Source organism: Yoonia sp. SS1-5, assembly GCF_038443705.2.
GTDB classification, from domain to species: Bacteria; Pseudomonadota; Alphaproteobacteria; order Rhodobacterales; family Rhodobacteraceae; genus Yoonia; species Yoonia rhodophyticola.
In genome coordinates this window covers 1438131-1460023 of record NZ_CP151767.2, presented here as the reverse complement: position 1 = coordinate 1460023, position 21893 = coordinate 1438131, and the positions used below count along the sequence as shown (strand labels likewise).

20 protein-coding genes are annotated in these 21893 nt (G+C 58.3%); 12 read left to right on the top strand and 8 right to left on the bottom strand.

Annotated elements, in window-relative coordinates; all coding sequences use genetic code 11:
- The first annotated feature begins 2 nt into the window (after positions 1-2).
- From betI to AABB31_RS08845, 5 genes are all read left to right on the top strand, one after another.
- Positions 3-587 (top strand): transcriptional regulator BetI, encoded by a 585-nt coding sequence (betI, locus tag AABB31_RS08865; RefSeq protein ID WP_373635795.1) that lies wholly within the window; start codon positions 3-5, stop codon positions 585-587.
- Positions 584-2092, top strand: coding sequence for a choline-sulfatase (gene betC / locus AABB31_RS08860; protein WP_373635647.1), 1509 nt, complete (start codon positions 584-586; stop codon positions 2090-2092). The genes betI and betC overlap by 4 nt, the downstream gene beginning before the upstream one ends.
- A 1-nt stretch (position 2093) precedes the next feature.
- Positions 2094-3551, top strand: coding sequence for a betaine-aldehyde dehydrogenase (betB, locus tag AABB31_RS08855; RefSeq protein WP_342078482.1), 1458 nt, complete (start codon positions 2094-2096; stop codon positions 3549-3551).
- Positions 3552-5210 (top strand): choline dehydrogenase, encoded by a 1659-nt coding sequence (gene betA / locus AABB31_RS08850; RefSeq protein ID WP_342078483.1) that lies wholly within the window; start codon positions 3552-3554, stop codon positions 5208-5210. It begins immediately after the preceding gene.
- 63 nt (positions 5211-5273) lie between these two features.
- Positions 5274-5759, top strand: coding sequence for a thermonuclease family protein (locus AABB31_RS08845; protein WP_373635646.1), 486 nt, complete (start codon positions 5274-5276; stop codon positions 5757-5759).
- Positions 5760-6208: 449 nt separating this feature from the next.
- Here AABB31_RS08845 and AABB31_RS08840 read toward each other — a convergent pair whose 3' ends face one another.
- From AABB31_RS08840 to lepA, 5 genes are all read right to left on the bottom strand, one after another.
- Positions 6209-6544, bottom strand: a complete 336-nt coding sequence (locus tag AABB31_RS08840; protein WP_373635645.1) for an abortive infection family protein — start codon at positions 6542-6544, stop codon at positions 6209-6211.
- An 88-nt stretch (positions 6545-6632) separates the two neighbouring features.
- Entirely contained in the window at positions 6633-7715 is a 1083-nt protein-coding gene (locus tag AABB31_RS08835; RefSeq protein WP_342074941.1) for an IS481 family transposase, read from the bottom strand.
- Between the two features lie 46 nt (positions 7716-7761).
- A complete protein-coding gene (locus AABB31_RS08830) occupies positions 7762-8148 on the bottom strand; it encodes a hypothetical protein (protein WP_342078485.1) in 387 nt (128 codons plus the stop codon).
- Positions 8145-9533, bottom strand: coding sequence for a 30S ribosomal protein S12 methylthiotransferase RimO (gene rimO, locus AABB31_RS08825; RefSeq protein WP_373635644.1), 1389 nt, complete (start codon positions 9531-9533; stop codon positions 8145-8147). The genes AABB31_RS08830 and rimO overlap by 4 nt, the downstream gene beginning before the upstream one ends.
- Before the next feature lie 262 nt (positions 9534-9795).
- Positions 9796-11595, bottom strand: a complete 1800-nt coding sequence (gene lepA, locus AABB31_RS08820; RefSeq protein ID WP_342078487.1) for a translation elongation factor 4 — start codon at positions 11593-11595, stop codon at positions 9796-9798.
- 47 nt (positions 11596-11642) lie between these two features.
- Between lepA and AABB31_RS08815 the strand changes: the two genes are divergently transcribed.
- Positions 11643-12935, top strand: a complete 1293-nt coding sequence (locus AABB31_RS08815; protein ID WP_373635642.1) for a hypothetical protein — start codon at positions 11643-11645, stop codon at positions 12933-12935.
- 306 nt (positions 12936-13241) lie between these two features.
- Here AABB31_RS08815 and AABB31_RS08810 read toward each other — a convergent pair whose 3' ends face one another.
- Positions 13242-13694 carry an HD domain-containing protein gene (locus tag AABB31_RS08810; RefSeq protein ID WP_342078489.1) on the bottom strand — a complete coding sequence of 151 codons (453 nt, stop codon included), beginning with the start codon at positions 13692-13694 and terminating at the stop codon, positions 13242-13244.
- A 290-nt stretch (positions 13695-13984) separates the two neighbouring features.
- Between AABB31_RS08810 and AABB31_RS08805 the strand changes: the two genes are divergently transcribed.
- The 3 genes from AABB31_RS08805 to AABB31_RS08795 all read left to right on the top strand — a co-directional run bounded on the left by AABB31_RS08805 (position 13985) and on the right by AABB31_RS08795 (position 16536).
- On the top strand, positions 13985-14314 hold the full coding sequence (locus AABB31_RS08805) for a hypothetical protein (protein WP_342078490.1): 330 nt from the start codon (positions 13985-13987) through the stop codon (positions 14312-14314).
- A 75-nt stretch (positions 14315-14389) separates the two neighbouring features.
- Complete coding sequence (locus AABB31_RS08800) at positions 14390-14815, top strand: hypothetical protein (RefSeq protein WP_342078491.1); 426 nt, start codon at positions 14390-14392, stop codon at positions 14813-14815.
- A gap of 215 nt (positions 14816-15030) precedes the next feature.
- Positions 15031-16536 (top strand): UxaA family hydrolase, encoded by a 1506-nt coding sequence (locus tag AABB31_RS08795; RefSeq protein ID WP_373635641.1) that lies wholly within the window; start codon positions 15031-15033, stop codon positions 16534-16536.
- An 83-nt stretch (positions 16537-16619) separates the two neighbouring features.
- Here the strand turns inward: AABB31_RS08795 and AABB31_RS08790 are convergent, their stop codons facing one another.
- A complete protein-coding gene (locus AABB31_RS08790; RefSeq protein ID WP_342078493.1) occupies positions 16620-18020 on the bottom strand; it encodes a short-chain fatty acyl-CoA regulator family protein in 1401 nt (466 codons plus the stop codon).
- 51 nt (positions 18021-18071) lie between these two features.
- Positions 18072-19283, bottom strand: coding sequence for a multidrug effflux MFS transporter (locus AABB31_RS08785; RefSeq protein WP_342078494.1), 1212 nt, complete (start codon positions 19281-19283; stop codon positions 18072-18074).
- A 191-nt stretch (positions 19284-19474) separates the two neighbouring features.
- Here AABB31_RS08785 and AABB31_RS08780 point away from each other — a divergent pair, with 191 nt between their 5' ends.
- The 3 genes from AABB31_RS08780 to AABB31_RS08770 all read left to right on the top strand — a co-directional run bounded on the left by AABB31_RS08780 (position 19475) and on the right by AABB31_RS08770 (position 21880).
- A complete protein-coding gene (locus AABB31_RS08780) occupies positions 19475-21004 on the top strand; it encodes an acyl-CoA carboxylase subunit beta (protein ID WP_373635640.1) in 1530 nt (509 codons plus the stop codon).
- Between the two features lie 310 nt (positions 21005-21314).
- Positions 21315-21440: a hypothetical protein gene (locus tag AABB31_RS08775; RefSeq protein WP_342078496.1), complete on the top strand. Its 126-nt coding sequence runs from the start codon at positions 21315-21317 to the stop codon at positions 21438-21440.
- Between the two features lie 92 nt (positions 21441-21532).
- The gene (locus tag AABB31_RS08770) at positions 21533-21880 is read left to right on the top strand and encodes a hypothetical protein (RefSeq protein ID WP_342078862.1); all 348 of its coding nucleotides are present in this window, start codon (positions 21533-21535) and stop codon (positions 21878-21880) included.
- Positions 21881-21893 lie beyond the last annotated feature (13 nt).

Sequence of the window (21893 nt, the reverse complement as noted above, 5' to 3'; positions counted from 1 at the left end):
TGATGCCAAAGCTTGGGATGGAACCTATCCGCCGCGCCGCCTTAGTGAAAGCCACGATTGACGAAATCGGGGCAGTTGGGTCGTTGGACGTGACTGTCAGCAAAATTGCCAAGCGGGCCGGGATGTCTTCGGCGCTGGCACATCACTATTTTGGCGGGAAAGATCAGATTTTTCTGGCAGCCATGCGTCATACATTGACGCTATATGGGGCAGAGGTCCGCGGCGCGCTGGCGATGGCGGATGGGCCGCAATCCCGGCTAGAGGCGGTGATCCGCGCCAGCTTTACCAGTTCGAACTTTCGGCGCGAGGTGATCGCGGCGTGGTTGAATTTTTATGTCCTCGCCCAATCATCGCCGGACGCGCAGCGATTGCTATCGGTCTATCAGCGACGTTTGCACAGCAACCTTGTCTTTGACCTGCGCCCCTTGATCGGTGCAAGGGCGGTCGGCGCCGCGCACCGGATCGCGGGGCTGATCGACGGTCTCTATCTGCGGCAAGGCCTTGCGCGTGATGCAAATGCAAGCGGCGATGCGACCGAACACGCCATCACATTGCTGCGCGCCGAATTAAGGGGGGGTGCCCAATGACGGCCCCGAATATTCTGATCATCATGGTCGATCAACTGAATGGGACCTTCTTTCCAGATGGCCCGGCAGATTGGCTGCATGCGCCAAACCTGAAAAAGCTGGCCGCACGATCCACCCGGTTTGCAAACAGTTATACCGCATCGCCGCTTTGCGCGCCCGGTCGGGCGTCGTTCATGTCCGGCCTCTTGCCGTCGCGGACCGGGGTTTACGACAACGCGGCCGAATTTACCTCATCCATCCCGACCTACGCGCACCATCTGCGTCGGGCGGGCTATCAGACCTGCCTGTCAGGCAAGATGCATTTTGTCGGCCCCGATCAGATGCACGGGTTCGAAGAACGGCTGACAACCGATATCTATCCCGCGGATTTCGGCTGGACCCCGGATTACCGCAAACCCGGCGAACGGATCGACTGGTGGTATCACAATATGGGATCAGTGACCGGCGCGGGCATCGCCGAGATTTCCAACCAGATGGAATATGATGACGAGGTTGCCTATAACGCTGTCCGCAAGCTTTATGATCTGTCCCGTGGCCATGATGATCGGCCCTGGTGCCTGACCGTCAGCTTCACCCATCCGCATGATCCATACGTGGCGCGCAAGAAATACTGGGACCTCTACGCCGATTGTGACCATCTGATGCCTGCGGTGGGGCCGATCCCCTATGCCGACCATGATGCGCATTCCCAGCGGATCCTTGACGCCAATGATCGCGATAATTTCAATATTACCGACGATCATATCAAACGGGCGCGGCGCGCCTATTTCGCCAACATATCCTATCTTGACGACAAGATCGGCGAAGTGCTGCAGACGCTTGACGATACCAGACAAGAGGCCACGATCCTTTTTGTCTCGGATCATGGGGACATGCTGGGTGAGCGGGGTCTCTGGTTCAAGATGTCCTTCTATGAAGGATCGGCGCGGGTGCCGCTGATGATCGCCTCGCCCCAGATGGAACCCGGCCTGAACACAACCCCCGTCAGTAATATCGACGTGACACCCACGCTATGTGAACTGGCAGGTGTTGATATGACCGCGGTGACGCTCTGGACCACCGGTGAAAGCCTTGTACATCTGGGCCAAGGCGGGACGCGCACGGCGCCTGTTGCGATGGAATACGCAGCCGAGGCGAGCTTTGCGCCGCTGGTTTGCCTGCGATACGGCAAATGGAAATACACGCGCTGCGCGCTTGATCCTGACCAGCTTTACGATCTTGAGGCTGACCCCCACGAATTGACCAACCTTGCAGAGGTGCCGGCCCATCAGGGAACCGTTACCCAACTGCGCGCAAAATCCGAGGCCCGCTGGGATCTTGACGCGTTCGACGCCGCGGTGCGCCAGTCACAGGCCTGCCGTTGGGTGGTCTACGAGGCGCTGCGCAATGGCAGCTATTACCCGTGGGACTATCAGCCGCTGCAAAAAGCATCCGAGCGCTACATGCGCAATCACATGGACCTGAATGTTCTCGAAGAAAACCAACGCTTCCCAAGAGGGGAATAATATGCGCTATCCCGTTCAACCAACCGCCAGCCACTTTATCGACGGTCAATATGTCGACGACACGGACGGCACGCCGATCCCGGTCATCTGCCAGATGTCCGAAAAGGTGATTGCAACCGTTCATGCGGCCACGCCTGCGATTGTCGAAATGGCGATTGCATCCGCAAAGCGCGCCCAGGTGGAATGGGCTGCGATGACCGGAACAGAACGCGGCCGCGTCTTGCGCCGGGCCGCCGACATCATGCGCGCGCGCAACCACGAACTCAGCGTGCTTGAGACTGAGGACACAGGCAAACCGCTGCAGGAAACGCTGGTGGCCGATGCGACCTCGGGTGCGGATGCGTTGGAATATTTTGGCGGTCTGGCCGCCAGCCTGACCGGTGAACATATTCAGCTGGGGGATGATTTCGTCTATACCCGGCGCGAGCCGCTGGGCGTTTGCGTCGGCATCGGTGCGTGGAATTACCCGACCCAGATTGCCTGCTGGAAAGGCGCCCCGGCGCTTGCCTGCGGCAATGCCATGATTTTCAAACCATCCGAGACAACCCCGCTTTGCGCGTTGAAAGTTGCCGAAATCCTGCACGAGGCCGGCGGGCCTGCAGGGATTTACAATGTGGTGCAAGGCATGGGCGAGGTCGGGAATGCATTGATCACCGATCCACGTGTGGACAAGGTGTCATTGACCGGGTCAGTGCCGACCGGCCAAAAAGTCTATGCCGCCGCCGCCGCCGGTATCCGGCACGTGACGATGGAACTTGGCGGGAAATCACCGCTTGTGATTTTTGACGATGCGGATGTTGAAAACGCCGTATCCGGCGCGATCTTGGGGAACTTTTATTCCTCGGGGCAGGTCTGTTCCAACGGGACGCGGGTTTTTGTGCAAAAGGGCATCAAGGCCGCGTTTCTGAAGCGCCTGACCGAGCGGCTCGCTGGCGTCAAAATGGGTGACCCACTGGATGAAACCGTGAATTTCGGCCCAATGGTATCAGCGCGGCAGCGCGACATCGTGGAAGGTTTCATTGAAAAAGGCATCGCTGAAGGCGCCACACTTGTCACCGGGGGCAAACGGGCCGGTGACACGGGCTTCTTTCTGGAACCGACCGTTTTTGCAGATGTCACCGACGACATGACGATTGCGCGTGACGAAATCTTTGGCCCGGTCATGTCGGTGCTGGATTTCGACACGGAAGACGAGGTGCTGGCCCGCGCCAATGCCACGGAATTTGGCCTTGCCGCCGGTGTGTTTACGGCCGACCTGACCCGGGCGCACCGCATGGTTGCGGGGTTCGAAGCGGGCACTTGTTACATCAACACCTATAATCTGGCCCCCGTCGAGGCCCCGTTTGGTGGATCCAAGAAATCAGGGGTCGGGCGCGAGAATTCCAAGGCGGCGATCGAACATTACAGCCAGCTCAAGGGCGTCTATGTCGCCATGGGCGATGTCGAGGCGCCTTTCTAAATGCAGGCAGATTATGTCATTATCGGTGCCGGTTCGGCAGGGTGCGCCATGGCGTACAGACTTGCCGAGGCAGGCAAACAGGTGCTGGTCATCGAATATGGTGGCAGTGATGCCGGGCCTTTCATCCAGATGCCTGCCGCACTGTCCTATCCAATGAACATGAAGATGTATGATTGGGGGCTGAAGTCGGAACCCGAACCGCATCTGGGCGGGCGCCAATTGGTCACGCCGCGCGGCAAGGTGATTGGCGGATCATCGTCAATCAACGGGATGATCTATGTGCGTGGCCATGCCAGGGACTTTGACCATTGGGCTGAAAGCGGTGCCGATGGCTGGGCCTATGCGGATGTGTTGCCCTATTTCAAGCGGATGGAGCATTGGCACGATGGTGGCCATGGCGGCGATCCGGCATGGCGCGGAACAGACGGCCCGCTGCATGTCACTCGCGGCCCGCGCAAGAACCCGTTGACCCGTGCCTTTGTCGAGGCCGGCGCGCAAGCGGGGTATCCGGTGACCGGCGACTATAACGGCGCGCAGCAAGAGGGTTTTGGCCCGTTTGATGCGACAATCTACAAAGGGCGCCGTTGGTCGGCGGCAAATGCCTATATGCGTCCCGCCCTCAAGCGCCCAAACTGCCGGATCACCCGCGCGCTGGCACGACGGATCGTTATTGAGGACGGGCGCGCCGTCGGGGTTGAGGTCAGCCGCGGCAGCAAGATCGAGTTCATCAGGGCCAATGTCGAGGTGATCGTTGCGGCCTCATCGCTGAATTCGCCCAAGCTGTTGATGTTGTCTGGCATCGGTCCTGCGACGCATCTGGCCGAACACGGGATTGACGTCGTGGCAGACCGGCCCGGGGTCGGGCAAAATCTGCAGGATCATCTGGAACTGTATATCCAGCAGGCCGCGACCAAGCCGGTTTCGCTGTTTTCCTATTGGAACCTGCGTGGCAAGGCCAAGATCGGGCTGGAATGGCTGCTGTGGAAAACCGGCCTTGGCAGCTCCAACCAGTTTGAAAGCGCGGGGTTCATCCGCTCTCGGGCTGGGATCGACTATCCGGATATCCAGTTTCATTTTCTGCCCATCGCGGTCAGCTATGATGGCAAGGTGGCCCCTGAAGGGCACGGATTTCAGGCGCATGTCGGGCCGATGCGATCCTTGTCACGCGGGCAGGTCACGTTGCGGTCTGCCGATCCGCTGGATGATCCACGTATTGAATTCAACTACATGTCGCACCCGCAGGATTGGGAAGAGTTCCGCACCTGTATTCGCCTGACGCGCGAAATCTTTGCCCAGCCCGCATTTGATGCGTTTCGCGGTCACGAGATCCAGCCAGGTGAGGCCGCCCAAAGTGACGAGGCGTTGGATGCGTTCATAAGGGAACATGTCGAAAGCGCGTATCATCCTTGCGGGACCTGCAAGATGGGGGCCACCGACGACCCGCTTGCCGTTGTCGATGCGCAGGCACGGGTCATTGGCGTCGATGGGCTGCGGGTTGCGGATAGCTCGATCTTTCCGCGTATCACCAACGGGAACCTCAACGCCCCATCCATCATGGTGGGCGAAAAAGTGGCCGATCACGTGTTGCAGCGACATCCCTTGCCGCGGGCCAATGATGCCCCGTGGATCCACCCTGACTGGCAGAACAGCCAACGTTAAAAAAGCTTAACCAAGTCTTACGATTTTGTTGCACTGGACCCTCTTCGCACCCTAGATGGGGGTATGCGATTTATTCTGGCTCTCTTGCTTGCCTCGTTCAGCCCGGCGGCTTCGGCAGCCCTTGAAGGGCCTATCCATGTGATTGATGCGGACACATTTGATGTCGGGCAGGTCAGGGTGCGCCTGCACGGTATTGACGCGCCCGAGCTGGGTCAGCCCTGTAACACGGGAACGCAGCAGATGGATTGTGGTCGATGGGCCAAAGCGGCGGTGCAGGCGCTGTATGAGGGGCAACATGCCCAGTGTACCGCACATGATCGGGACCGATATGGCCGGGTCGTTGCGTCCTGTGCCACGGGCGGCGCCGATATTGGCATGGTGCTGGTCGATCAGGGCCTTGCGCGGGCCTATCTGCGCTATTCCGACCGATATGCCCTGGCCGAAAAGGCAGCTGCCCTTGCCGGGCAGGGCCTTTGGGCATTCGAGATCATGTCGCCCGAAAGCCACCGCGCTGCGCGTCGGTCCGGTCAGATCCAGCCTGGGAGATGATGTGTGCAACGGCCGAACTCAGCACCGCGTCAACTATCGCCAGTGTAGCGCGGCACATGGGGGGAGCGTCTGGACGTCGCGGGTGAGAACCGTCTCGGAATTGGTCCGGGGGATCAATTCAGGTTCTCACGGGCGGAGCCCAGGGGGTGCCGATGTTACCCGCAACATGCCCCCCCATGGGGGAGGGTTTGAGGCGTCTCGGAATAGGTCCAGTGGACCTTTTCAGCCAAAAACGGTCGGAGACCTGGCCCGGGTGCTCTTGTCACAGAATGGCCTTTCTAAATTTCCAAGATCGCTGTGGCTGATGTTTCGCGCAACATGAGGGGAGCGTCTGGACCTCGGGGCGGGTGCGAAGCGCCCTCCCCATGGGGGAGGTCCGGGCGCTGCCCGGCGATGCCGGGCGGGACAAGAGCTTGAGTGAATCCATCAAATAGGGACTGAGAAATACTTTATTTGTGTGCTTGCCACGTTTCGGTGACAAAAGCCGCCATTGTGCCTGCAAGATTTACCGCAAGAGAAGCGTGACGTGGCTTGGGCCGTACTGGCTTTGGTTGATCGACATGTGCATCACCGAGCTTATTTCGGAGCGAAGAGATATTTGCGACAATGGAAGTGCAATTGCCAAGTATCGTTTTGAAGACTGTTTCGTGGTGCTGGCTCGGACTTAGATTTAGAGCTTCGCTACACCTCGCCCACAACTTAGGTATGTCTTCTTTGTTCGAGTAATCAATTTTCAGGTCGTTCAGAATTGCTTTGCAGGTGGCCTCCAAAAGCGTCCTTGCCATGGTAATCGCACCTTCAGGATCATTTGGGACTCGGGTGATTGCTTTGTCCCAATATGTGTAAAACTTCAGACTTGATCTGACGGACATCTCAGCTTGCGACGCTGAGAACGGGTTGCGCACTGTCCGATTGGTCGTGCGTTTTGATCGTCTTCTCGACAGCGATGTGTAGCGTTTCGCGGAAGGTCTGCATAGGTGTTTTGCCATAGCAGTGACGTCCCGAATGTGGCCGCTGTTCGTTGTACTTTGCCAGCCACGCATCCAGATCGGCCTGCAACTCTTCGACTGACCGATACAGTTTCTTGCGGAATGCGATGTCGTAGAACTCATCCTTGATGGTGCGATGGAACCGCTCGCAGATGCCGTTTGTTTGCGGAGAATTGGCCTTGGTTCGGGTGTGGTCCACGTCCTCGACGGCCAGATAAAGCTGGTAGGCGTGGTTCTCGACCTTGCCACAGTATTCCGTGCCCCGGTCTGTCAGGACGCGCAGCAGGCTGATCTCATGCTCTGCAAAGAACGGGATCACGCGGTCGTTCAGCAAGTCGGCCGCGGTGATTGCCGTCTTTTCAGTGTAGAGCTTGCAGATCGCCACGCGGGCATAGGTATCGACAAAGGTCTGTTGATAAATGCGTCCGACGCCCTTCATTGTGCCCACATAATAGGTGTCCTGGCTGCCCAGATAGCCAGGGTGGTGGCTCTCGATCTCGCCATGGGCTTCTTTCTTGGCCTTGGCTTTTTCCAGCGCGGCCAACTGATCCTCGGTGAGCAAGATACCCTCTTGGGCGGCACGGGCCTCCAGGGCCTTGAGGCGCTTTTTCATGGTTTCCAGATCATTACGCAGCCAGATCGACCGGACGCCCGACGATGACACCATGATGCCTTTCTGCTGCAGCTCCCACGACGCCCGTTTCTGACCCAGAGCCGGGTTGTCGATGGCCAGTTCGATGACCGCCTTCTCGACATGTTCTGGCACGCGGTTTTTCATCACCGGCTTGCGGCGGCTGAGATCCATCAGGGCTTCTTCGCCACCCTGATCGTAAAGTTCTCTGAACCGGTAAAAGCTGTCCCGCGAATAACCCATCACTTTGCAGGCCTGCGACACGCTTCCGAGCTGTTTGGCCAGTTCCAACAGCCCCAGCTTCGGCTTGATGATCTTCTCTTGAATACTTGTCATTGATCGACACTCCTTGATTGCGCTCCAGAAGAGCAGAAATGTCAGATCAAGTCGTGTGTTTTACACAATATGCGTGAACGTCGGCTCCGCCGTGAATTCTCAATTTTTTGGTCGTTACCCGTCCGATAGGGCTTACTTGATCGAATTCTAATCTCTCAATCATGGGAGCAAACGCCTGCCAGATCAAATTTCTTCTTTCTGCGTAGGTCGGTTTTTCGTACTTAATCCAGCCCCAAAACTGTTCCAAACCACTACATCTTCTAACGAAATCTGGAGCAAGATCTTTCACCAAAGAAGAACTTGCGACTTCGTGACGGAGCTTCTTGTACTCTGAGTCCCCACCATCAAAGCTTTCACCAGTTGCTTCCGCAACAAGTCCATTCTGTAGACGATGAATGCGGTCCAAAAGGCTGTCGTCACCATTTTCTATCAAACCATACTTCCCCACAAATCATACTCTCCCGCTTCCTCAACCTCGACCTCCACCACATCCCCGACGGACAACCTCTCAGCCCCTTCATCAATGAACAAATTCCCATCAATCTCAGGAGCGTCCGCCCATGTCCGGCAGGTTGCGATGCCGTCTTCGTCGATGTCGTCCACGATGACCTCTAGCGTCCGGCCTACTTTGGCCTGCAGTTTCGCCTCGGAGATGGCTTGCGCCTTGGCCATGAAACGCTCCCACCGGTCCTGTTTGACCTCAGCGGCCACATGATCGGGCAGGGCGTTGCTGCGTGCCCCGTCCACGTTTTCGTATTGGAAGCAGCCGACCCGGTCGAGTTGGGCTTCGTCCAGCCAGTCCAGCAGGTGCTGGAATTCGGCCTCGGTCTCGCCCGGGTAGCCGACGATGAAAGTCGATCGCAGGGTGATATCGGGGCAATCGCTGCGCCAGCGGGCGATTTCGTCCAGGGTTTTCGCACCGGCAGCGGGCCGGGCCATCCGCCGCAGCACGTCGGGGTGGCTATGCTGGAATGGGATGTCCAGATAGGGCAGCACGCCGTTAGACGGGTCCGCCATGAGCGGGATTAGATCGCGCACATGGGGGTAGGGGTAGACGTAGTGCAGGCGCACCCAGGCGCCGAGGCTGCCCAACTCGCGGGTCAGGTCGGTGATGTGGCTGCGCACCTCGCCGTCGCGCCAAGGGTTCACATCGTATTTCCGGTCCAGCCCGTAGGCAGAGGTATCCTGACTGATGACCAGCAGTTCCTTGACCCCGGCCTCGACCAGTTTTTCAGCCTCGCGCAGCACCGCATGGGCCGGGCGGCTGGCCAGTTTGCCGCGCATGTCGGGGATGATGCAGAACTTGCATTTGTGGTTACAGCCTTCGGAAATCTTCAGATAGCTGTAGTGGCGCGGGGTCAGGGACACGCCGCTGGCGGGCAGCAGGTCGATGAACGGGTCCGGGGCGGGCGGCACATTGGCGTGTACCGCGTCGAGCACCTGTTCATATTGATGCGGGCCTGTCACGGCGAGGATTTGCGGGTGGTGTTCGCGGATATAGTCCGGTTCGGCCCCCAGACAGCCCGTCACGATGACCTTGCCGTTTTCCTGCAGCGCCTCGCCAATCGCATCGAGGCTTTCAGCCTTGGCTGAGTCCAAAAATCCGCAGGTGTTGACGATCACGGCCTCGGCGCCCGCATAGTCGGGTGAGATTGCATAGCCCTCGGCCCGGAGACGCGTGAGGATGCGTTCACTATCGACCAGCGCCTTGGGACAGCCGAGGGAGACCATGCCGATGGTCGGCTGGCCATCGCGACGTTGCTCGGTGATCTGCGCGTTTGCGAGGTCGGGGCGGAGATTGGGTGGGTTCTGGGTCATGGGCGGCACATAGCGCGCGACGGGGCCGTTGGGAATGGGTGACGGGTTGTTAAGTTGATCGCGCTGCAGGACGGCATAGGGCGGAAGCTTGAAATCGCGCGGTCATGAAATAGAGGCATGCCGCGTCGCAACCTGATCGCAGGTCACGACATGCAAATTTGAGAGATCGCGTTCCCGGTGGCCCCATCTGCCTGCTAGGGTTAGAATGGATCGGTGCATATCGGTAACAGACCGCATCGCGACGTCGCTGGCTCTAGCGGCGCTACCCGTCCATCTTCAAGGCGCTGATGAAAGCCTCTTGCGGGATATCCACTTTCCCGAACTGCCGCATCTTTTTCTTCCCCGCCTTCTGCTTGTCCAGCAGTTTGCGTTTCCGCGTGGCGTCCCCGCCATAGCATTTGGCCGTCACGTCCTTACGCAGGGCGGAGAGCGTCTCGCGGGCGATGACTTTGCCGCCAATGGCCGCCTGGATTGGGATTTTGAACATGTGGCGCGGGATCAGGTCCTTGAGCTTTTCAACCATCGCGCGTCCGCGCATCTCGGCCCGGTCCCGGTGGACCATCATCGACAGCGCATCAACCGGTTCGTCATTCACCAGCACGGACATTTTGACCAGGTTGTCTGTCTGGTAGCCGGTCATCTGGTAGTCAAAGGACGCATAGCCCTTGGTCACGGATTTCAGCCGGTCGTAGAAGTCGAACACGACCTCGTTAAGCGGCAAGTCGTAAACAACCATCGCCCGCGACCCCGCATAGGTCAGGTCCAGCTGCACCCCGCGCCGGTCCTGGCAGAGTTTCAGCACGTCGCCCAGATAGTCATCGGGCACAAGGATCGTGGCCTTGATCCGTGGCTCCTCCAGATGGTCCACATGGGTCAGGTCGGGCATGTCGGCGGGGTTGTGTAGTTCGATCATTTCCCCATCCCGCATATAGACGTGGTAGACGACCGAGGGGGCCGTGGTGATCAGCTCGATATTGTATTCCCGCTCGATCCGGTCGCGAATGACCTCAAGGTGCAACAGCCCCAGAAACCCGCAGCGGAAGCCAAAGCCGAGGGCGGCGGATGTCTCCATCTCGTGACTGAAACTCGCGTCATTCAGGGCCAGTTTTTCGATGGCATCGCGCAGGTCTTCGAATTCGGAACTGTCCACGGGGAACAGCCCGCAGAAGACCACCGGCTGCGAGGGTTTGAAACCCGCGAGGGGCGTTTCCGTCCCCTTCTTTTCGGAGGTGATCGTGTCGCCAACGCGCGTGTCGCGGACCTGCTTGATTGAGGCGGTGATAAATCCGATCTCACCCGGCCCAAGCTCTGCCACATCCTGCATCTGCGGCCGGAACACCCCGATCTTGTCGATCCCGTGCACCGTCCCGTTGGACATGAATTTGACCCGGTCGTTTTTCTTCATCACCCCGTCGATGATGCGGACCAGAACAATGACGCCGAGGTAGCTGTCATACCAGCTATCCACCAGCATCGCCTTGAGCGGCGCGTCGCGGTTGCCTTGCGGGGCGGGGAGCAGGTTGACGATGGCTTCCAGTGTTTCGTGGATGCCGATGCCGGTCTTGGCGCTGACCTGAATGGCGCCGGAGGCGTCGATCCCGATCACATCCTCGATCTGTTCGGCCACCCGGTCGCATTCGGACGCGGGCAGGTCGATCTTGTTCAGTACAGGCACGATTTCATGATCGGCATCAATGGCTTGGTAGACATTGGCCAGTGTCTGCGCCTCGACCCCTTGTGTGCTGTCCACCACCAATAGCGAGCCTTCGACGGCGCGCATGGACCGCGAGACCTCGTAGGCGAAATCAACGTGGCCGGGGGTGTCGATCAGGTTGAGGACATAGTGTTCCCCATTGTCGGCCTTGTAGTCGATGCGCACGGTGTTGGCCTTGATGGTGATGCCACGCTCGCGTTCGATGTCCATACTATCGAGCAGCTGCGCCTTCATATCCCGGTCAGCCACGGTGTTGGTGGACTGGATCAGGCGGTCAGCCAGCGTCGATTTCCCGTGGTCGATATGGGCAACGATCGAGAAATTGCGGATATGCGAAAGGTCTGTCATGACAGGGATATGTAGGGGTTTTGGGGGTTGGTCAATGGGGCATCGGCATGGCTGACATGTTACGAACTGACGCGCTAACACAAAACGATTTTCGGATGGTCGCTGTAACGGCACGTGCTGCCATTAGATGTTTACCTGGGACTTTTGAGGTATCGGGAGCGATGAGTAGTGGCTGGTTGTCGGATTTTAGACTGGCACACGCACGGCTGTTACTATGCGGACTGACCTATTTGGTTTTTCAAGATGATAATTGCGCCGACGCCCTTTGCCGTGCGACCGAGCCGGACATCGTGATTGACGACGCATCTCACGCACTTCCGCTCGGGCGATGGCATTCGGAAGTCCTCTTTTCCTTTTCGCATAGCATTTTGCAAGAAAACGACCTGACATCAATTCAGTTAATTTTGGATTTGAGTGAGAAATGGCAACTGACACCCGATTTAATCCAGGATGACATCAACTCTGACGTGCTAAAGCCGCTCCGAGGCAGAGATCTGCTCGACACTGCGTTCGCAGCGCGCCTATATCAAACGATAGATCATGGTCAGCCAGCGAAACCATTCCACGAAAGCCAACCAAGAAAACATGACTTAACCGAGCCTCACTTTGAATTTTGGTTAAGGTGGTATGAAGCCTTCGTTGTGGGCGAACCAGTTGACTGGGATCTTCAACGTAGTATCGCTATGTTACCCGATGAAGATTGGGAAAAGGGGCCAGAATGGATTGCGGGGAAGATTGCTGAGATAGAAGCCAAGCATCAGCGTAACATCCAAGCGCCCATCCCTATGGAAGAGGTCACACAGCATGTAACTAAGCTTCTCGAACGTCCGTTGGTTCTTGAAACAAGCGCGATAGGCTTGCAGCAACTGACGCAGATGGCTGTCGATGCTTATCGCCGCGAAATATCAAATGCGTTGCCTGATTGCATCGAACCCTTAGAAACTATCCCAACCATCGCACGTGAAATCGCTTTTATTGCCGCTCGCGATTTACCTTTGTCTGATAGAGAGGCTTTATTGGGCGAGCAAATCCAATTGATGGCTGGCGTGATTGCGGAGCTTAATGCCCGGTTGAAGCGCGTGCCGCCTTCGGAGAATGGTCCGACGGGGCGCAAGATATTTGCTGACGCCTTTTATCAAAAATCTGGAGAGCGGGTTGCAGAATTGGTCACATCCAAGGTTCTATGGGGTGGCATCGCAAGTGGTGTTGGCTTTGTTCTAGGCGGTTCAGGCGACGCGCTGATAGAAACGCTGTCGCAGTGCTATAATTCCGTGATCGCGCCGGAAACACCCGCGGATAGCGGGTCTGCAATTGTTTGGCACACGCCTCCAAAGACCTGAATTCTGCTCGAAGCGGGCACTAAACTTTGATGACAATCATGATGCTCAAGTGTGTTGCAGCCCGCACATTTTCCAAAGGCCATGTGACCTGCCGGATGCCAAGCTATACCTTAGCTCTCTAAAACAGGCTTTTAAGGCATGCTCGAAAACATGCCAGGTGGTCGTCTCATCCATGAAACCACTCGGCTTCTATAAGGGCCACGGGGTACGTGAGTTCGACCAAATCGAACAAGCGAGCCCAATTACTGCCACCCTATAAATTCCCTTCGCTTTTTTGGTATTCTCTGAGCTGCGCAGGCCTCTACCTTAGTCATCCGCAAGATAGTGCAGCGCCATGTCATATTTGGCCGACAACCTCTCTCGGTCCGCCGCCTGCAGGTTTCGCAACCGCGATTTGTTATGCGCGATATCCGCCAGCTTGACCGCCCGCGCCACCGGGTTGGCCCGCACCCGGGCGAGGTATTCTTCTTTGTAGCGTTCCCCCTTGCGTTTGGTGATCGCATCAACCGCGTCCCTGACCGTGTCGCCAAACCGCGCCCCGATGATCGCAAGACTGACCAGCTCCGGGTCATCGCAATCCTCGACCGTGTCATGCAAAAGCGCGGTGATCTGATAGACCAGCGCCCTGTCCTGCACCCCGGCGGCGACCGCCCGGACATGGACCATATAGTCCACCCCCGTCTTATCAGTCTGCCCGGCATGTGCTTTCGTTGCCAATGCAAGCGCCGCGGCGCGGTCGTCAGGTGTCAGCGGGGGCAATGGGATTCTCCGTCCAGGTCAGGTGGTTAATTGCGGTTTTTGACAGGGTACGCTCTGATCGCTGCGGGTCAATTGGATGAGAACCCGCGTCCTTTGCCGCGATGCACTATCGCAAAACAGGGCTTTCGCAAAAGTTAACAAATGGTTAACAGGAGCCGTCCTGATATCTGGCCTTAACTTTTCGGGGGCGCCCTGTGTCCATCTTCCACACGCATACCAAGGTTCATGCAGGCCGCCTTTGTCGGCGGGATGACGGGTTGTCGCATCAATTTTCCCTGCCGGAGGATCCAATGTTCTGGATCCGCATAGAGCGGCCGATCTTGTCTGTGGTGCGGGTCACTGACCTTAACTTTGGCAGTCAGGACATCTACGATGTTGCGATGCTCTTCTCAGGTGCGCTGGATCAACTGGCCGCAGCGCTACCGGCAAAGCTGGTTTTTGCCGCTCTGGGCGACCCCGACGCCCGACAAACCGCTGTGCGGGTCCGCGATATAGAGAAGATGGTAGGGGCGATGTTGGTCCGCCGCCCGTTATTCATCACCGGCAATACCTTGTCAGTGCACAGGGGCAAAGCCGTATTGCACCTGGATATCAGCGGTGTCGGCGCGGCAAATCGTTAACGTCCTGTGCCATTGTTAACCAATTCTTAAGACCTGCCCCTGCACCCTCGACCTGACGCAGAATTGGGGTATTGGATGGCAGAGCAAGACAGCGCACCAGTCGCACTGGATTGGGAAAAGGATGCCGTCTGGGTTCAGTTGACGGCGTTTCTTTTGTTAGAAGATACCGTCGATGCCGCTGCTGACCATGCCGACCCGCGCGATACGTTGCGCCTGCGTCGCCAGAATGGCGAGGTGTTCGAAATTCCCCGCGCCCGCGCCGCGCAGGATTACGAGATCATCGAGAATGTCACAATTCTGCGCCCGAAATACGAACCACTGCAAATGCTGCGACTTGATCATTCTGCAGATGTCGTCCTGAAACCGGGCGACGCGGCTGTCCGGATCGCGGAAAACGCCGTTGTGCTGCGCCGTCTTGATGGCCAGATCAGCACGATTGATGATCACACATTGCGCTGCAATTACGCGGTCATCGCCCCGGCCGGACCGCCCCCGCCGTAACTGGCCGGCGACGTGGTGGCCCGCGCGCATCAGCAGATTGGGTGGGCGCATGTATCGCCGCCCCGACTGACACAACCCTTTGCGAAACCAACCATCACCGCTATCGCTGTGTGGGACCGGATTCGTCGACCGCTTATCTTTTCGCAGCAACGCCTGACGGGGACGAATAGGTTTGGCAGTTCGGTCCTGTGTGCCAGTCGGAGGGGATGAGACAAATGAACGTGCCTGAAAATGATCTGCTTTGCCTTCATGAAAAGGACAATGTGGGCATCGCACTGCGCAAACTGACGCCATCGGATAGTTCCGCAAAAGAGACCATCCCCCAGGCACATAAAATGGCGTTGGATGACATTGTAGATGGGGCGCTGATCTACCGCTACGGGCAGGTGATCGGGCAGGCGGCCGCACCCATTGCCAAGGGCGCGCATGTGCATAGCCACAATCTGAAAATGAGCACGCGGCAGGACCACCATGACTTTGGGCAGAACGCAGTGCCCCTGGATGCTGCCGAAACCGCACGTCAGTTCAACGGGTTCCATCGCGACACCGGGCGGGTGGGGACGCGAAACTATCTTGGGGTGCTGACATCGGTCAATTGCGCAGGCTCGGTTGCACGGTTTATCGCCGAGGCTGCCGAGAAATCAGGCATGCTGGCAGATTTCCCGAATGTTGATGGGATCGTGCCGATTGTACACGGAACGGGCTGCGGCATGGCATCAGATGGCGCGGGCTATGCGCTTTTGCTGCGCACATTGGCGGGCTACGCCCAGCATCCGAATTTCGGGGGCGTGCTGCTTGTCGGGCTGGGCTGCGAGATGATGCAATTGGCCAGTTTGGTCGGCGACCGCCGGATCAGTGCACATGGCGATATGCGCTATATGACGATCCAGCAAACCGGGGGCACCCGCAAGACGATTGAAAAGGGCGTGGCTGAACTGCGCGATCTGGCCGCGATCGCGAACCGGGCAGAACGGGCACCCGCACCGGTCTCCAAGCTGGTGCTGGGGATGCAGTGTGGGGGATCGGATGGGTATTCAGGTTTCACCGCAAACCCGGCCTTGGGCGCTGCGTCCGATCTGCTTGTGCGATATGGGGGGACATCAATCCTCTCTGAAACGCCCGAGATCTACGGGGCCGAGCATCTACTGACAGATCGGGCGATGACGCCAGCCGTCGGGCAGGCGCTGTTGGACAAGGTCCGGTGGTGGGAAAACTATTGCGACAGTCACGGGGCCTCGCTCGACAACAACCCAAGTCCGGGAAACAAGCGGGGCGGGCTGACGACGATCCTGGAAAAGTCCTTGGGGGCTGTCTCGAAAAGCGGCCAGGCGCCGCTTGCGGGGGTGTACGACTACGCCGCCCCGATCACGCAGCCCGGCTTTGTCTTTATGGATAGCCCTGGCTACGACCCCTGTTCGGTCACCGGGCAAATCGCATCAGGTGCCAATCTGATCGCCTTCACAACCGGGCGGGGCTCTGTTTCGGGGTTCATGCCCACGCCCTGCATCAAGCTTGCCTCCAACACAGCGCTCTATGAACGGATGGAAGAGGATATGGACATCAATTGCGGGGTCATCGCCGACGGGGTGAGCGTGCAATCCGTCGGGGATGCGGTTTTTGAACGGCTGATCGCGGTGGCCAGCGGGCAGCACAGCAAAAGCGAAGCGCTGGGCTTTGGCGGGGTCGAGTTCGTGCCATGGCAAATCGGTGCTGTGCTTTGACGTCGTAGGATGGGTTTTAACCCATCCGCCGTGATGTTTGACCGGTGACACGCGCAGGTCAAAAACCTTCAAATATCGCGGCCTCAGTCCAGCTGGTAAGGCAGCACGCCGCGCCTGTCGGGGTCGACCCGCAATTGTCTTTCCAGGGGCGGGACGGATCGCTGGTGGCAATTGCGGCGCTCGCAGATCCGGCAGGAAATGCCGATGGGCGCGTAAGCATCCGCAGCACCGACATCCATATGATCGGCATAGACGATGGCGGGGGCATGCTGGACCTCGCAACCCAGACCGATAGCATAGCGGCGCGTCGGCTTGGCATAGGCCCCGCCGGATTTGCTGACATCACGTGCCAGGCAGAAATAGCGGGCGCCGTCGGGCGTCTCGGCAAGCTGGCGCAGGAACCGGCCCGGCACTTCAAAGGCCTGATGAACATTCCACAGCGGGCAGGCCCCGCCATAACGCGCAAATTGCAGCGTTGTTGCAGAGTGACGCTTGGTGATGGTGCCGGCCTGATCGACCCGCACGAAGAAAAACGGGATCCCCTTTGCGCCGGGCCGTTGCAGCGTTGACAGACGGTGCGCCACCTGTTCAAGCGATGCGCCGAATTGGGCGGCCAGCAGCTCCAGATCATGACGGGTGGCCTGGGCCGCGGCCAGAAACGCGCCGTAAGGCATCAACGCGGCCCCGGCAAAGTAATTCGCCAGACCTACTTTTGCGATGCTGCGGGCCTCGGCCGATTGAAACCGCGCAAGATCAAGGGTGGCATCCAGCAACTTGGTCTGCGTGAGCAGGGCCAATTGCAGCAGGATCTGAAAGCTCTGCGTTGCGGGTGAGGCCTGCCGCGAAACGGTCAGGGTCTTGCTCTCTGCATCATAGTGGCGGACGTCATCGACATCGCCATAGATGACTTGCATATCGCGGGCCTGCAGCAGCCGGATCGCGGCAGTTGCCTGCGTTTCGCCGGTTTTGCAGCGACTTGCGAAGCGTTCGGCGCTGCGATCAATCGCATCAATATAGTTGTCGCAATAATGAAAAAAGTCGCGGACCTCTTCCCATGGGCTGGGGCGTAGCCGGGCATCCTCGCGGCCCAATGCCTCATCCAGCGAGGCCAACCGCTCGTGGTTCTGACGGTAGGCGGCATGCAGATCAAGAAAGGCGCGCGCAAGTGTCGGCGCATTGGACGCCGCCAGGCGCAGATCGGCCAAGGCAGGTGCGGGGCCGGTAAAGACCGGGTCTGCAAGCGCCTCGCGCATATCGCCCACCAGCCGGGCCTCATCCCCCGATTGCAATTCGGTCACGTCAAAGCCGAATTCCTGCGCCAATCCCAGCACGACCGAGGTTGAGACCGGTCGCACGTTGTTTTCCATTTGGTTCAGATAGGGCAGCGATACCCCCAGCTTTGCCGCAAACGCCTTTTGGGTCAGGCCAAGCCGTCCGCGCAATTCACGCAGCTTGGCACCGGCATAGAGTTTCTGGATCGCCATCACGCACCTTTGCAACTTTGCTAACTAGGTTTAGCTGCTGCAAATTGGCGGTCAAGCGATCTGTTTTTCGCGCCACACCACAAAAATGACCGACAGCATTGCAAGGACCGAGACCCCCAGCATCACCAGTTGCAGCGGCAAGGTGCCTGTTTCGGTCGTCAGCAAGCCGCCTGCAATTTGCGACAGTGCCGCGCCGCCGCCGATCATGATCGCGCCGCCCAATCCGCTGGCTGTTCCCGCCAGATGTGGCCGGACGGAAATCGACCCTGCCATGACATTGGGCAAGGTCATGCCATTGCCGATCCCCAGAAAGACACAGAACCCAAAGAAGTTCAGCGGGTGTACCACGCCGGCAAGCGTCAGAATAACCGAAATGCCCAGCCCCAGAATGGTCACTGCTGTCCCGATCAGGGCCATCATGTTGATGCCCATCTGGACCGAAAACCGCCCCGACAGAAAGTTGCCCGCCGCATAGCCGATGGCGGGTGCGCCAAGCGCAACACCGCTCCATAATGGGGACAGGTTGAAAAGGCCGCTGGCAACAAAAGACGCGCCCCCAAGCAGCGCGAAAAACGCGCCCGAGCTGAAGGCCGAGCAAAGGACATATCCCCAAAATCGTGGCGACCGCAAAAGTTCGGGATAGCCTTTGATCTGATCGGAAAAACTGACCCCGCCTTCCTTGACGGTTTCACCCAGGTCGAAGATGCAAAGCACCAATACGGCCAGACCGGCCGCCCCAAGAAAGATGAATGTGGCGTGCCAGCCAAAGGCCTCGTCCAGGGCGCCGCCGATCATCGGGCCGATCATTGGCACAATCGCCATACCCATCGTGACATAGCCAATCATCGACGCGGCCTCGGCCTGCGGGACCATATCGCGCACAATCGCCCGGCTTAGCGCCATGGATGTGGCAACGGCGGCCTGCATGATCCGAAAGAACAGGAAAGCCTCGACGCTTTCGGCAAGATAGGTGCCGATCGTGGCCAGAACAAAGACAACCAGTGACCCGATCACCATTTTGCGCCGTCCGAAGCGATCTGAAATCGGACCAATGAATATTTGCAGGACGGCTGTTGCGGCCAGATATCCGGACAGGGCGATTTGCATGATCGCATAATCGGTCTGGAAATAGTCGGTCATTGTGGCCAGTGAGGGCAGAAAGATCGACATGTTCAGCGCCGACATGCCCGTGATCAGGATCAGCGTCATGATATGGGGCGGCGTGGACCGGTCCAGAAAACGGATAAGCGGCAATGAGGTCATCTGTCAGACCTATGCCGCCAATTTCGGACTGTCCATAAGGGCGCGGCGCAAGGCCGCTATGCGGCCGCATTGTTTGCAGATTTGCAAAATTATAAATCTGCAAATCGTATAGTTTGCAAATTTTCTCATTTCTCCTTCTGTCATCCGGTATTTGCCTGTATTGACCCAGCAAAAATCGGGGAGATGGTTTCATGGACGTTTTGCAAGAGCTTGAAGATCGCCGCGCGGCGGCACGTCTTGGCGGCGGCCCGCGCCGTGTGGAGGCCCAGCATGCCAAAGGCAAGCTGACGGCCCGCGAGCGGATCGAACTGCTGCTTGATGCAGAGTCCTTTGAAGAGTTTGACATGTTCGTGGCCCATCGCTGTACCGATTTCGGGATGGAGGCTGATCGTCCCGCCGGTGATGGCGTGGTCACCGGTTGGGGCACCATCAATGGCCGCATGGTCTATGTGTTCAGTCAGGATTTCACCGTCATGGGTGGATCGGTTTCCGAGACCCATGCGCAGAAAATCTGCAAGATCATGGATATGGCTGTGCGCAACGGCGCCCCGGTGATCGGGATCAACGACTCAGGCGGCGCGCGCATTCAGGAAGGTGTGGCCAGCCTGGCCGCTTATGGTGAGGTATTTCAACGCAACATCTCGGCGTCGGGGGTGGTGCCGCAGATCAGCGTGATCATGGGCCCAACGGCGGGGGGGGCTGTCTACAGTCCGGCGATGACGGACTTTATTTTTATGGTCAAAGACAGCTCTTACATGTTTGTGACCGGGCCCGATGTGGTCAAGACGGTCACGAACGAAATGGTGACCGCCGAGGAGCTGGGCGGCGCTGGAACCCATACCAAGAAATCCTCGGTCGCTGATGCGGCCTTTGACAACGATGTTGAGGCCCTTGCCGAAGTGCGCCGGCTTGTGGATTTCCTGCCGCTGCATAACCGCGAAAAGCCCCCCGTCCGCCCGTTCTTTGATGATGTGAACCGGGTCGAGGACAGTCTTGATACCTTGATCCCCGACAATCCCAACACCCCCTATGACATGAAGGAACTGATCCTGAAACTTGCCGATGAGGGGGATTTCTACGAAATTCAGGCCGAGTTCGCCAAGAACATCCTGACCGGTTTCATCCGGCTGGAGGGCGCGACCGTTGGTGTTGTCGCCAACCAGCCGATGGTGCTGGCGGGCTGTATCGACATCGACAGCGCCAGAAAGGCTGCCCGCTTTGTCCGCTTCTGTGATGCGTTTGAGATACCGATCCTGACGCTGGTGGATGTGCCGGGCTTTTTGCCCGGGACCAGTCAGGAATATGGCGGGGTGATCAAGCATGGGGCCAAGCTGCTCTTTGCATATGGCGAGGCCACGGTGCCCAAGGTTACGGTCATCACCCGCAAGGCCTATGGCGGCGCTTATGTTGTGATGGCGTCCAAACACCTCAATGGCGATTTCAACTACGCCTGGCCCACGGCGGAGGTTGCAGTGATGGGGGCAAAAGGGGCGACAGAGATTATTCATCGGGCTGATCTGGGTGATGCTGACAAGATCGCCGCCCATACCAAGGAATATGAAGACCGCTTTGCCAACCCCTTTGTGGCCGCCGAAAAGGGGTTTATCGACGAAGTGATCATGCCGCATTCGACCCGCAAAAGGATATGCCGGGCCTTTGCGTCCATGCGTGGCAAGACCCGCGAGCACCCCTGGAAAAAGCACGACAATATTCCGCTGTAATGACTGGTTTGTGGCCATATGACCCGCGGTTTGAGCCGTCAGGCGGCCCGCTTCGGCAAAAGAGCGCTGGGCGGGATGCGCAACATCTCGATCCTTTGGTGTGTTCGCCACAGTATCTGGTGGACCGGCGCGCCGGATGTCACCTTTTTGCCGAAACCGCGCAGCTTGACGCGAACTTTACCGGCGAGCCGTATGAAAATACGGCATTTCTTGCTACTCTGACGGCACGCGATCCCATGATCGTGCCCTCGTGGGTTGCTCAGCACCGTCTGTGCCGGGCAATTTGCACAATCAGAGGCAGGCAACAAAAATGGTACAGGGACTTATGGCTTTCGTGGTTGCAGCGCTTATGGCGCTTGTGGCTGTGTCGGGAAGCCATGACCGGGGACCTTTACGATACTCTTCGGATATGGCGGTCATCCAGACCACCCGTTAAGTCGACAAAACCATCGCTAAGTGCTGCGGGCAGATCATCAGATTTGTCCGCGGCGCGACCATCATGGGGCGGGGTGTGCGATGCTGCCTGATATGGAAAAACACCGGGGCTTCCCGGGCCGACTGCCGGGCACTGATTTTCAGTTCACGATCCGCCGCGCCAACAAGGGCGGTGCCACGCCGTTGACAGAGCGCCCGCGTTACGCAGACCGCCGGCCACCCGACAAGCGGGCCGATGCGGGTTTCATGCAGGCGCTGTGGGAACATTTCGGCGATGCGCCTTTTGTGCGCGGCAATCTTGATGCCGGCCGCCTGAGCTGGTTGTTCGGCCGCGAGGTCATCCCCGCCGAAGACCCGTTTGATCCCGCAAGTTATGATGCGTTGTTGCAGATCGACGTTGCCGTCGCACGGCAAAGCTTTCCCGAGGTGATTGACCGATGATGCGCGGGAGGTT

Excerpts from the sequence above, each read along its gene's own strand:
- betI (WP_373635795.1), top strand. The coding sequence starts at position 3 with ATGCCAAAGCTTGGGATGGAACCTATCCGCCGCGCCGCCTTAGTGAAA.
- betC (WP_373635647.1), top strand. The coding sequence starts at position 584 with ATGACGGCCCCGAATATTCTGATCATCATGGTCGATCAACTGAATGGG.
- betB (WP_342078482.1), top strand. The coding sequence starts at position 2,094 with ATGCGCTATCCCGTTCAACCAACCGCCAGCCACTTTATCGACGGTCAA.
- betA (WP_342078483.1), top strand. The coding sequence starts at position 3,552 with ATGCAGGCAGATTATGTCATTATCGGTGCCGGTTCGGCAGGGTGCGCC.
- AABB31_RS08845 (WP_373635646.1), top strand. The coding sequence starts at position 5,274 with ATGCGATTTATTCTGGCTCTCTTGCTTGCCTCGTTCAGCCCGGCGGCT.
- AABB31_RS08840 (WP_373635645.1), bottom strand. The coding sequence starts at position 6,544 with ATGGCAAGGACGCTTTTGGAGGCCACCTGCAAAGCAATTCTGAACGAC.
- AABB31_RS08835 (WP_342074941.1), bottom strand. The coding sequence starts at position 7,715 with ATGACAAGTATTCAAGAGAAGATCATCAAGCCGAAGCTGGGGCTGTTG.
- rimO (WP_373635644.1), bottom strand. The coding sequence starts at position 9,533 with ATGACCCAGAACCCACCCAATCTCCGCCCCGACCTCGCAAACGCGCAG.
- lepA (WP_342078487.1), bottom strand. The coding sequence starts at position 11,595 with ATGACAGACCTTTCGCATATCCGCAATTTCTCGATCGTTGCCCATATC.
- AABB31_RS08815 (WP_373635642.1), top strand. The coding sequence starts at position 11,643 with ATGGCTGACATGTTACGAACTGACGCGCTAACACAAAACGATTTTCGG.
- AABB31_RS08805 (WP_342078490.1), top strand. The coding sequence starts at position 13,985 with ATGTTCTGGATCCGCATAGAGCGGCCGATCTTGTCTGTGGTGCGGGTC.
- AABB31_RS08800 (WP_342078491.1), top strand. The coding sequence starts at position 14,390 with ATGGCAGAGCAAGACAGCGCACCAGTCGCACTGGATTGGGAAAAGGAT.
- AABB31_RS08795 (WP_373635641.1), top strand. The coding sequence starts at position 15,031 with ATGAACGTGCCTGAAAATGATCTGCTTTGCCTTCATGAAAAGGACAAT.
- AABB31_RS08790 (WP_342078493.1), bottom strand. The coding sequence starts at position 18,020 with ATGGCGATCCAGAAACTCTATGCCGGTGCCAAGCTGCGTGAATTGCGC.
- AABB31_RS08785 (WP_342078494.1), bottom strand. The coding sequence starts at position 19,283 with ATGACCTCATTGCCGCTTATCCGTTTTCTGGACCGGTCCACGCCGCCC.
- AABB31_RS08780 (WP_373635640.1), top strand. The coding sequence starts at position 19,475 with ATGGACGTTTTGCAAGAGCTTGAAGATCGCCGCGCGGCGGCACGTCTT.
- AABB31_RS08775 (WP_342078496.1), top strand. The coding sequence starts at position 21,315 with ATGGTACAGGGACTTATGGCTTTCGTGGTTGCAGCGCTTATGGCGCTT.
- AABB31_RS08770 (WP_342078862.1), top strand. The coding sequence starts at position 21,533 with ATGGAAAAACACCGGGGCTTCCCGGGCCGACTGCCGGGCACTGATTTT.